9 protein-coding genes and 1 pseudogene are annotated in these 9,759 nt (G+C 61.6%); 2 read left to right on the plus strand and 8 right to left on the minus strand.

All coding sequences use genetic code 11. The annotated features are described in order from the left end of the window. The coding region (locus EN984_RS10910) for an endonuclease/exonuclease/phosphatase family protein (protein WP_348630224.1) at positions 1-465 on the minus strand (465 nt) is incomplete at its 3' end. Between the two features lie 166 nt (positions 466-631). Beyond that, complete coding sequence (locus EN984_RS10915) at positions 632-2,182, minus strand: sodium:proton antiporter (RefSeq protein ID WP_127270713.1); 1,551 nt, start codon at positions 2,180-2,182, stop codon at positions 632-634. Positions 2,183-2,307: 125 nt separating this feature from the next. On the opposite strand from EN984_RS10915, the pseudogene EN984_RS10920 reads away from it, so the two are divergent. Together EN984_RS10920 and EN984_RS10925 are read left to right on the plus strand one after the other, a co-directional pair. Beyond that, positions 2,308-2,924, plus strand: a pseudogene (locus tag EN984_RS10920) (glutathione S-transferase N-terminal domain-containing protein). A 32-nt stretch (positions 2,925-2,956) separates the two neighbouring features. Next, entirely contained in the window at positions 2,957-3,568 is a 612-nt protein-coding gene (locus EN984_RS10925; RefSeq protein ID WP_127272319.1) for a hypothetical protein, read from the plus strand. Between the two features lie 47 nt (positions 3,569-3,615). On the opposite strand, the gene EN984_RS10930 is transcribed toward EN984_RS10925, so the two are convergent. The 6 genes from EN984_RS10930 to EN984_RS10955 all read right to left on the minus strand — a co-directional run. Continuing rightward, a complete protein-coding gene (locus EN984_RS10930) occupies positions 3,616-4,680 on the minus strand; it encodes an ABC transporter ATP-binding protein (RefSeq protein ID WP_023810097.1) in 1,065 nt (354 codons plus the stop codon). Positions 4,681-4,691: 11 nt separating this feature from the next. Continuing rightward, positions 4,692-5,483, minus strand: a complete 792-nt coding sequence (locus EN984_RS10935) for an ABC transporter permease (protein ID WP_023759707.1) — start codon at positions 5,481-5,483, stop codon at positions 4,692-4,694. Then, complete coding sequence (locus EN984_RS10940; protein ID WP_127272318.1) at positions 5,480-6,394, minus strand: ABC transporter permease subunit; 915 nt, start codon at positions 6,392-6,394, stop codon at positions 5,480-5,482. The genes EN984_RS10935 and EN984_RS10940 overlap by 4 nt, the downstream gene beginning before the upstream one ends. A 63-nt stretch (positions 6,395-6,457) precedes the next feature. Further along, complete coding sequence (locus EN984_RS10945) at positions 6,458-7,564, minus strand: ABC transporter substrate-binding protein (RefSeq protein ID WP_127272317.1); 1,107 nt, start codon at positions 7,562-7,564, stop codon at positions 6,458-6,460. A gap of 242 nt (positions 7,565-7,806) precedes the next feature. Then, positions 7,807-8,979 (minus strand): iron-containing alcohol dehydrogenase, encoded by a 1,173-nt coding sequence (locus EN984_RS10950; protein WP_127268304.1) that lies wholly within the window; start codon positions 8,977-8,979, stop codon positions 7,807-7,809. Positions 8,980-8,996: 17 nt separating this feature from the next. Further along, positions 8,997-9,759: aldehyde dehydrogenase family protein (locus tag EN984_RS10955; RefSeq protein ID WP_127383738.1), on the minus strand; the 763-nt coding region annotated here is incomplete at its 5' end.

The following is a 9,759-nucleotide window of genomic DNA, read 5'->3' on the forward strand; positions in this document are numbered from 1 at the left end:
GAGGTAGTCGATCTGCTCCAGCCGCTCCTCGGCCGCGATGTGGGCGAGATGCAGCGACAACACCCGCACCGGCCCTGCCGGGGTGCGGATCATGCATTCAAGCGCGGCGTTGCGGGTGTTGAGCGGCCGCTGCGTGCGGCGCATCGGCAGCGCATGCAGCCGCGACCAGACGATCGGAAGTTTCGACAGCAGCATGGTGCCAAACTGGCGGCGCCGATTGACCAGACGGCCGTCGCGCCTTTCGCTGGCATCCATGTCGAAGGCCGGGCCGTAGACCCAGTGATGTTCGGGCAGCAGACGCGAAAGCAGTTCCGGCTGGTCGTCGAAATTGCTGCGCTGCCAGTGCCGCTCGACCTCTTGCAGCGCAATGATGTCGGCGCCGGCAACGATGCGCGCGGCGCGCGAAAGATCGTAGCGGCCGTCGCCGCCGAACCCGTACTGGATGTTGTAGCTGACCAGCTTCATTGCTTATCCGGCTCAATTTCGTGTTGGCAGTAACGGTTCGATGCCACGGTGGCAATGTGCAGGAGAATGGACGTGGCTTGGACCAGCCTTGCCCTTCACCGGGATCATGCACCGATCCCGAAGCACTTCGATATCTTCCGTGCGCCGGAAAACGGCGTGCGATGCCTTATGTATTCAGCGGCTGGAAACGGCCGGGTGGCGACGCCGCCAGTTCGGTCCAGTCGATCTCTTCCTCAAGGCGATGATAGGCTTCGTCGCCAATCGTCCCGTTGCGGCGCAATTCCTCCAGCGCGTCGCGCTGGCTCTTGATCGCATAAAGACGCAAGCGGTCATATTCGGTCGCCGCCTGGGCATCGTCGGGATTTTTGGCGATCTTGCGTTGAGCGGCATATTGCTCGCGCACCGCGGCCGCCGCGTCCGATGTCTTGCCGCTCAATATGTCGAGCGCGGCTTGCATGACCACGACGCGCGCCTGCGCGATCTCGCGGTCGACCGTTTCGTCAGGGTCGAGGTTCAGCAGGCGCAGCAGCGGCTTCAGGCTCATGCCTTGCAGCACCAGCGTGCCGAGCACAACCGTGAAGGCAGCGAGCACGATCGGGTCGCGGGCCGGGAAGTCAGCCGGCAGGGCGAATGCCGCCGCAAGCGTCACCAAACCGCGCATCCCGCACCAGCCGATCAGCACGCCGCCACGAAACGACGGAGCGTCACGCTGACGATCAGCCACGCCGAAACGGCCAAACCACCTGATGATCGCGCCGCACCCCAACACCCAGATGAGGCGTGAGACGATGACGATGGCAAGCACTGTCCCAGCCAGGACGAACGCATCGGTCTGCCCTTGCCCGGCAAGCCGGCCGACGATCGTACGCGCCTGCAGGCCCATCAGCACGAAAGCCAGAACATTGAGCACGAAGACCGCCGTCTCCCAGACCGAATAGGAGCTGATGCGGTTTCTGGCCGGCATGCGGCGCGGCGCGGTGCGGGCGATCGTCATGGCATAGACGACTATGGTGATGATGGCCGACAGTCCGATCCTGTCGGCCAGGATCCAGACCCCGAATGTGCCGGCAAATTGCACCACAGTGCCGCTCGCCGGGTCTTCGATCCGGCCCAGCGTCATCAGAGACACCCGGCCAAGCAGGTAGCCGGCCGCAAGACTGCCGAGCGTGGACAGCAGGATCATCGGAACGGCGCTGCTCAGCAGAATGGAACCTGCCGCCGCCGAAATCGCCATCCGGTAGATCAGCAAGGCGGTGGCGTCGTTGAGCAGGCTCTCGCCTTGCAGAATGGCAGTGATGCGGTGCGGCACCTTGAACTGGCCAAGCACGGCCGATGCCGCAACCGCATCGGGCGGCGCCACGATGGCGCCAAGCGCTATGGCCGCGGCGATCGGCAGGCCTGCCATCGCCCAGCCGGCAAGTGCGACCGTCGCTGTCGTGAAAAGGACGGCGCCAAGCGCCAGCAGCACAAGCGGCACCCTGTAGCGGTTGAGATCGCGCAGCGAGGTATCATAGGCGGCATCGAGCAGCACCGGCGCGATGAACAGGGCTAGCGCCAGTTCCGGATCGATCTCTATGGTCGGCACGCCAGGCACGAAGGCGATGGCCACCCCGGCCAGCGCCAGCAAAGAGGGATAGGGAACCTGTACGCGCCGCGACAGCGCCGTCAGCGCGACAGCGATCAAAAGCAGGACAAGGGTGAGTTCGAAAAGAGCCATGGGCTGTTACTTCAGTGAGACGGGATTGCCGGCGCAGATATACCTGCAGGATGGGGTCGATTGGCCATCAAACTCAAGCCCTCTGGCAGTACGCCTTAAACAGCCTCTTGCCGTACAAGAATGGCATGATCCTCATCGGCCAGTATGACTCGCCTTTCGTCCGCCGCGTCGGAATCGCGCTGACCTTGTATGGAATTGCCTACGAACATCGTTCCTGGTCGGCCTTCGGCGATGCCGACAAGATTCGGCCCTACAATGTGCCGATACTGGGGCTCGACACAATGGCGAGGTGCTGATCGAGAGCCATTTGATGCTCGACTACCTCGACAGCCTGGTTCCGGCCGACCGACGGGTGTTTCCGGCGACCGAACCGGCGCGCCATCAGGCGCTGAAGGTCTCGGCCCTTGCGACCGGGCTGGGCGACAAGGCGATCAGCCTGTTCTACGAATTGCGACTGCACGAGAAAGTCTCGAACCTCTGGATCGGGCGCTGCCGTACACAGATCGAAGCTGTTCTGGCTGTGCTGGAGGCCGATCGTCAGGAGGGGCCGACACCATACTGGTTCGACGGCCGCATCGGTCACGCCGACATCGCGGTTGCCGCGGCGCTCCGCTTCATCGACGAGGCCCATCCCGGGCTGGTTTCGCTGACGGGCTTTCCGGCTCTGGAAGCCCACGCCACACGGATGGAAGCCCTGCCGGTCTTCCAGGCGATTTCGAAGCCCTTCATCGCGCCAGCTTGAGGCCAGGCCAGCATAACAATCAGCCTTGACCTATGAAAACCAACGGTCGTTTATTACTGGTCGCCAAAGTCATGTCGCAACAATTGGCTGATCGAGGACCTCCCATGCTGAGATTGTCCGCAACGCTGTTCACATTGATACTGCTCTCGCCGGCGGCTGGCGCTTCCGCGTTATATGATGAATTGGCGGCGGCTAAGATCAAACTTCTGGGAACGACGCGACCGGATCCGGGCATGGGGCTTTGGGCGCAGAAGACTAACGAGACAATGATGTCTCTCATCGAAGGGAAGTGGATCGACCTTGGTTATTCCGACCTGACCAACGAAGACAACATGAAGAAATACTGTGATAAATTTGGAGAGTCCTTTAAGAAATTGACGGACTATTCCTTCGACATTATTGGTCCGGTTACCCGTTCGAAGCACGCGATCCACAGAGAGTACATTTTCAAAACGGGGATATCCTACAACTACCGATGGAACATCGAACAGCAAATGGAGGTGCTCGGCAGTGGAAACGGTAAGGAAATTCTGAAGAACGCCAACGGGACGAGTGCATTGCTGATGATGACACCCAATACCCTGCTGGAGATCGATTTCAGCTTCGCGCAACCTATCCTTTGGGGACGTTGCCCCACCGAATAGAACACTGGCTTCGCTTCGCTTGGCCATCCAAGCCGGTGTTGCCGTTTTTAGTGCAGCACCAGCATGTCGCTCGACGAGAACGAGATCTCAGCCTTTTCACCAACAGCGGGCGGCGGGGTTGCCGGGCTGTTGAAGGTGTCGAGCGAGACCGTGTTGCCGCCGATGCCGACGCGAACCCGGATGACCGAGCCGAGAAAATGCACTTCGGAGATTTCTCCCGAAAGGCTGGAGTCACGGCCGGGCTGACGGCCCAGCGAAATCGCTTCCGGACGCAGCGCCAGCGACAGCGTGTCGCCGGACTTGGAGCCGTTGAGCTTGCCCTTGAGCGAAACCTGTTCGGAATTGACCCGCACCGTGCCTGCAGCGGCATCGGTGACGGTGCCTTCGAGCACGTTTAGCGTGCCGACGAAATTGGCGACGAACTTGGTCGCCGGGCGGTTGTAGATCTCGAACGGCGTGCCGACCTGCTCGGCCTTGCCGCCATACATGACGGCGATCCGGTCCGAGATCGACAGCGCCTCCTCCTGGTCGTGCGTCACGAAAATGGTTGTGATGCCGAGCTTCTTCTGGATCGAGCGGATTTCCTCGCGCAGCGACACGCGCACCTTGGCGTCGAGCGCCGACAGCGGCTCGTCGAGCAGCAAGAGCTTCGGCTTCGGCGCGATGGCGCGGGCCAGCGCGATGCGTTGCTGCTGGCCGCCCGAGAGCTGGTAGGGATAGCGATCCGCCATCTGCGGCAGCTTGATGATGCCGAGCATCTCGGCGACACGAGCATCGATGTCCGCCCTGGGCATGCCGGCGACCTTCAGGCCGAAGCCGATATTCTGCGCCACGGTCAGGTTTGGAAACAGCGCATAGGCCTGGAACACCATGCCGACATTGCGCTGGTTGGGTTTCAACCTCGTAATGTCCTTGCCGCCGACGACGATCGTGCCGGCGCTCGGCTCCTCGAAGCCCGCCACCATACGCAGCACGGTGGTCTTGCCGCAGCCGGACGGGCCGAGGAAGGAGACGAATTCGCCGCGCTCGACGTCAAGATTGAAGTCCTCGACCACCGTGGTGGCGCCGAAGGATTTTCGAACGTGCTGGATGGAGAGGAATGGGTCGGCCATGGCTTTGACTTTCAGTTCGGACGGTTCGCCGATCTCGGCGCGAAGCGGGACAGGATCTGTATCAGCGACATGCAGCCCCAGGTGATGGCGAAGGCGATGATGGCAAGTGCCGCCGGCTCATAGGCGCGGTTGGCGCCGATATTCTGCAGATAGGGGCCGAAGGCCGGCCGGTTGAGCAGGCTGGCCATGGTGAATTCGCCGATGACGATGGCGAAGGTGAGGAAGGCGCCCGAGAGCACCGCGATCAGCACGTTGGGCAGGATGACACGGGTGATGATCGTCCCCCAACCAGCACCAAGGATCTGTGCCGCCTCCGTCAGTGTGCGCACGTCGATGGTGCGAAGCCCGGTGTCGACGGCGCGATACATGTACGGCAGCGCCAGTGTTGCATAGCCGATGACCAGCAAGGCATTGGTGCCTGTATCGGTCGCCAGGAACGGCAGCGGCGAATTCGACCCGTACATTCTGATGTAGCCGAAGACGATGACGATGGCCGGAATGACCAGCGGCAGCAGGGTAATGAATTCGACGATCGGCCGCAATTGCGGCAGCCGAAGCCGAATCCAATAAGCGGCGGGCACCACGATCAGCACGCCGAGAATGATGGTGAAAACGGCGGCCAGTACCGAATAGCCGAAGGTGGCCTGGAAGCGGGCATCGCCCAACACGACCTTGTAGGCGTCGAAGGAGTACTCCCCGCGCCGCATGCGCATCGAGAACTCCACGGTCGCGATCAGCGGGATGAAAAAGTAGGCCGCGCCAAGAGCAAAGACGAGCCAGGCCCAGAACTTTCCCGACTTCATTTCAGCCACCTCTCGGAACGGGTCCGGAACCAGATGTAGAACACATTGGCAAGACCTGTGATGACGATCATGCCGAAGGCGATGGCATAACCGAGATGGGCATTGTGCAGCACATCTCCACGGATCTGTGCATAGAGCAAAATCGGCACGATGTTGAGCGACGAGCCGGTCAGCGCATAGGCGGTGGCGATGGCGCCGAAGGCGTTGGCGAACAACAGGATCACGGTGCCGAGGAAACTCGGCCAGATCACCGGAATGACCACCATGCGCCAATACTGGGACATGGTCGCGCCCAGCGTCGCGGCGGCCTCGCCCCATTCCTTCTTCAGTCCGTCGATGGCCGGCACGATGATCACCACCATCAATGGTATCTGGAAATAGACATAGGTCAGTGTCAGGCCCCAGAATGACAGGATGTTGAAGCCGTGCGCGTAGATGTTAAGGCCGAACACGGTGTTCAGGATCACCGTCGCAAGGCCGAGGCGGCCGAGCGTGGCGAGGAAGGCAAAGGCCAGCGGCACGCCGGCAAAATTGGAGGCCACGCCGGAAAACGTCAGTGTCGCCGAACGTATCCAGTCTGGCAGGCCACCGCGCACGATGGCGATGGCAATCGCCAGGCCCGCAAATGCGCCAATCAGCGATGACGCAAGACTGATCTTGATCGAAACCCAGTAGGCGGCAACGATGGACGGTTGCGCCAGCGCTGCGATGTTCTCGAGCGTGAATTCGCCGGCATCGTTCTGGAATGCACCCAGCATCAGATAGAGCGTGGGCAGGATGAGGAACATGATGGCGAAGATGAAGAAAGGCGCGACACCAAGCCATTGTGTCGGCAGCCGCATGCTGCGTGCTTCGGCGGGAGGCGCAGTCTTCCCGGTAACAGCGTGGTCGGACAATGAGATATCAGTCATGCGCCGGCTACCGTCTTCGAGAGAAGGACCGGGCGGCCGCGAAGCCGCCCGGCATGGTGTGAGTTACTTCACGTTGGCGCCGACGACGGCGTCCCAGTTCTTGCTGATCGCTTCCTTGGCCTTGCCCTGCTCGTCGAGCGTCGGAAACACTGCTGCGGCATAGGATTCCGCCGGAGGCAGCTTTGCCAGCACGTCCGCCGGGATCTTGCCATTCTTGGCGAGATCGTTGAAGCGGATCGGGTGGCAATAACCCTTCAGCCAGCCGATCTGGCCTTCGTCGGAGTAGAGGTACTCCATCCACAGCTTGGCTGCGTTCGGATGCGGCGCGTAGGCGCTGATCGCCTGCACGTAGACGCCGGCGACGACACCGGTCTTCGGCACGACGACGTCGACGGGCGGATTGCCCTTCAGCGTGTCGCGGCCGGCGAGCGCATTGTAGTCCCAGTTGATCAGGATCGGGGTCTGGCCCTGGGCGAGGGTTGCCGGCTTGCCAACGACCGGAACGAAATTGCCGGCGGCGTTGAGCTTCTTGAAGAAGTCGAGGCCAGCGGTGCCGGCGGCTTCACCGGCTGCAGCGCCACCGGAAAGGCCTGCAGCGTAGACCGCCTGGATGGCTTGGTTCGAGGCGCGCGGATCGCCGGCAAGAGCAACCGCGTTGGCGAATTCCGGCTTCAAGAGGTCAGCCCAGTCGCTCGGTGATTCCTTGACCAGATCCTTGTTCACCATGAACGACAGCACGCCGTAATAGTCGCCGTACCAGAAGCCCTCGGCATCCTTGGCGCTGTCGGGGATCGAGTCCCAGGTCGACACCTTGTAGGGCTGGATCAGGCCGTCGGCCTTGGCGGTCGGGCCGAAGGACAGGCCGACGTCGATGACGTCGGGCGCCTGCGGGCCCTTGTTGTCCTTGTTGGCCTTGATCGCCTCGATCTCGTCGCCGGAACCGGCATCGGGATTGAGTTCGTTGACGGTGATTTCCGGATACTTCGCCTTGAAGCCTGCAATGACGTCGCCGTAGCCGCACCAGTCATGCGGCAGCGCGATGGTGGTGAGCTGGCCTTCCGCCTTGGCGGCCTTGACGAGATCGTCCAGCGAATCCGCGGACGAAATCACCGTCGACGCGAAAAGCGCCGCGGCCGAAAGGGAAAGCACTTTCCCCGTGAATTTGAACATGTGTTCTCTCCGTTGAACTGACGCCGTTGGACGCCTGCGATGCGGTATCGTTTTCATGTGACAGCCAGATGAAAGCTTTGTGAAAGCGGCTGCTCGCAGTGCGAAAAAGTAAACTCTTTTTAACCTGATGTAGCAATCGCTCCGCGATTCTTTTTCCGGCTAACTAGTTTTTGCCTTGCCCGTCATCCTCCCCCTTGTTTTCATAGCCCCTTTTCAGATCACTTTGCGGCGCGGAAAACGCCTCAGACCGTGCCGGCGATGGCGTTTTCGAGCAAGGTCAGCGCCGCCTTCTTGGTCAGCTTGACCGGGTTGCCGCCGGCAGTCGGATCGACCACCGCCATATCGGCGATCAGCATCTTACGTTTCTTGTCCATATCGAGCCCCTTGATAAGGCCGGGCAGTGCATGCGGCACCTTCAGTTCCTTGCGAAGCTTGATGATCGCCTTGGCGAAGCCGTCAAAGCCGCCCTTGATGCCGCAATAGGCGGCGAGCCGGCCGATACGCTCCTCGATGGAGTCCCGGTTGAAGGCCAGAACATAGGGCATGAACACCGCGTTGGTCATGCCGTGATGGGTGTCGTAGAGCGCGCCGACCGGGTGCGACAGCGAATGGATGGCGCCGAGCCCTTTCTGGAAGGCGGTGGCGCCCATGGCGGCGGCGCTCATCATATGGGCGCGCGCAACGAGATCCCCGCCGTTGGCATAGGCCTTCGGCAGGTTCTCGAAGACCAACCTCACACCTTCGACGGCGATGCCGTCGGCCATCGGATGGTAGCCGGGCGCGCAATAGGCTTCGAGGCAATGGGCCAGCGCATCCATGCCGGTACCGGCGGTGATGAAGCCCGGCATGCCGACCGAAAGCTCCGGATCGGCAATGACGATAGCCGGCAACAATTTGGGATGGAAGATGACTTTCTTGGTGTGCGTGGCCTCATTGGTGATGACGCCGGCGCGGCCAACCTCCGATCCGGTCCCGGCGGTGGTCGGCACGGCGATGATCGGCGCGATGGCATCCGAATTGGCGCGCGTCCACCAGTCGTCGACATCCTCGAAATCCCACACCGGCCGCGTCTGCCCGGCCTGGAAGGCGATCAGCTTGCCGAGATCGAGCGCCGAGCCGCCGCCGAAGGCGATGACGCCGTCATGCTTGCCCTTCTTGAACACGGCGATGCCGGCGGTCAGGTTGGATTCGACCGGGTTCGGCCTGACCTCGGAGAAAACGCCGTAAGGGACCTTCGCATCGTCGAGGATCTCTAGGGTCGAGGCGACGACCGGCAGTTTCGCCAGTCCAGGATCGGTGACGAACAACGGCCGCTTGATGCCGGTGGCCGCCAGCACCTCAGGCAATTCCTTGATGCGGCCGGCGCCGAAGCGGACGGTGGTGGGGTAGTTCCATTTGGAGATCAGCTTGGACATTTTTGTCTTTCAATAAATCAGATGGCTTCGCGCAGATGGAATGATTTCGGCCTGGTGAGATTGTCATAGCCGATGGCCGACAAGCCCGCGCCCTTGCCGGTGTCCTTGACGCCGGTCCAGACCAGTGCCGGATCGAGGTAGTCGCAGCGGTTCATGAACACCGTGCCGGTCTCGACCCGATTGCCGATCGCGACGGCATGCTCGGTATCGCGGGTCCAGATCGAAGCCGTCAGCCCGTAAGGACTGTCGTTCATCAGAGCGATCGCCTCTTCGTCGTTACGCACCTTCATGATGCCGACGACCGGGCCAAAGCTCTCTTCGCGCATGACGCTCATCTGATGATCGACTTCTGTCAGCACTTCCGGTGCCAGATAAGGCGAACCGGCCTTGTCGTTAGCCACCTTCATGTCGATGTGCGCCTTGGCACCCTTGCGCAGCGCTTCGGCCTTCTGTTCGCGGATCAGATCGGCGAAGCGCGCCTGCGCCATCGGTCCCATCGTCGTCGCCTGGTCGAGCGGGTTGCCGACGACATAGTTCTTGGTCTCGGCGATGAAGCCTTCGACGAATTCGTCATAGACCTTTTCGTGCACATAGACGCGTTCGATGCCGCAGCAGCACTGGCCGGAATTGTAGAAGGCGCCGTCGACCAGATTGGCGATCGCATGATCCATCTTGGCGTCCGGCAGCACATAGGCCGGATCCTTGCCGCCCAGCTCGAGGCCGAGCGTCATGAAGGTGCCGGCCGCCGCCTTTTCGATGGCGCGGCCGGCACCTTCATGA

The organism is Mesorhizobium sp. M7A.F.Ca.CA.004.12.1.1 (genome assembly GCF_003997835.1).
Lineage (GTDB): Bacteria > Pseudomonadota > Alphaproteobacteria > Rhizobiales > Rhizobiaceae > Mesorhizobium.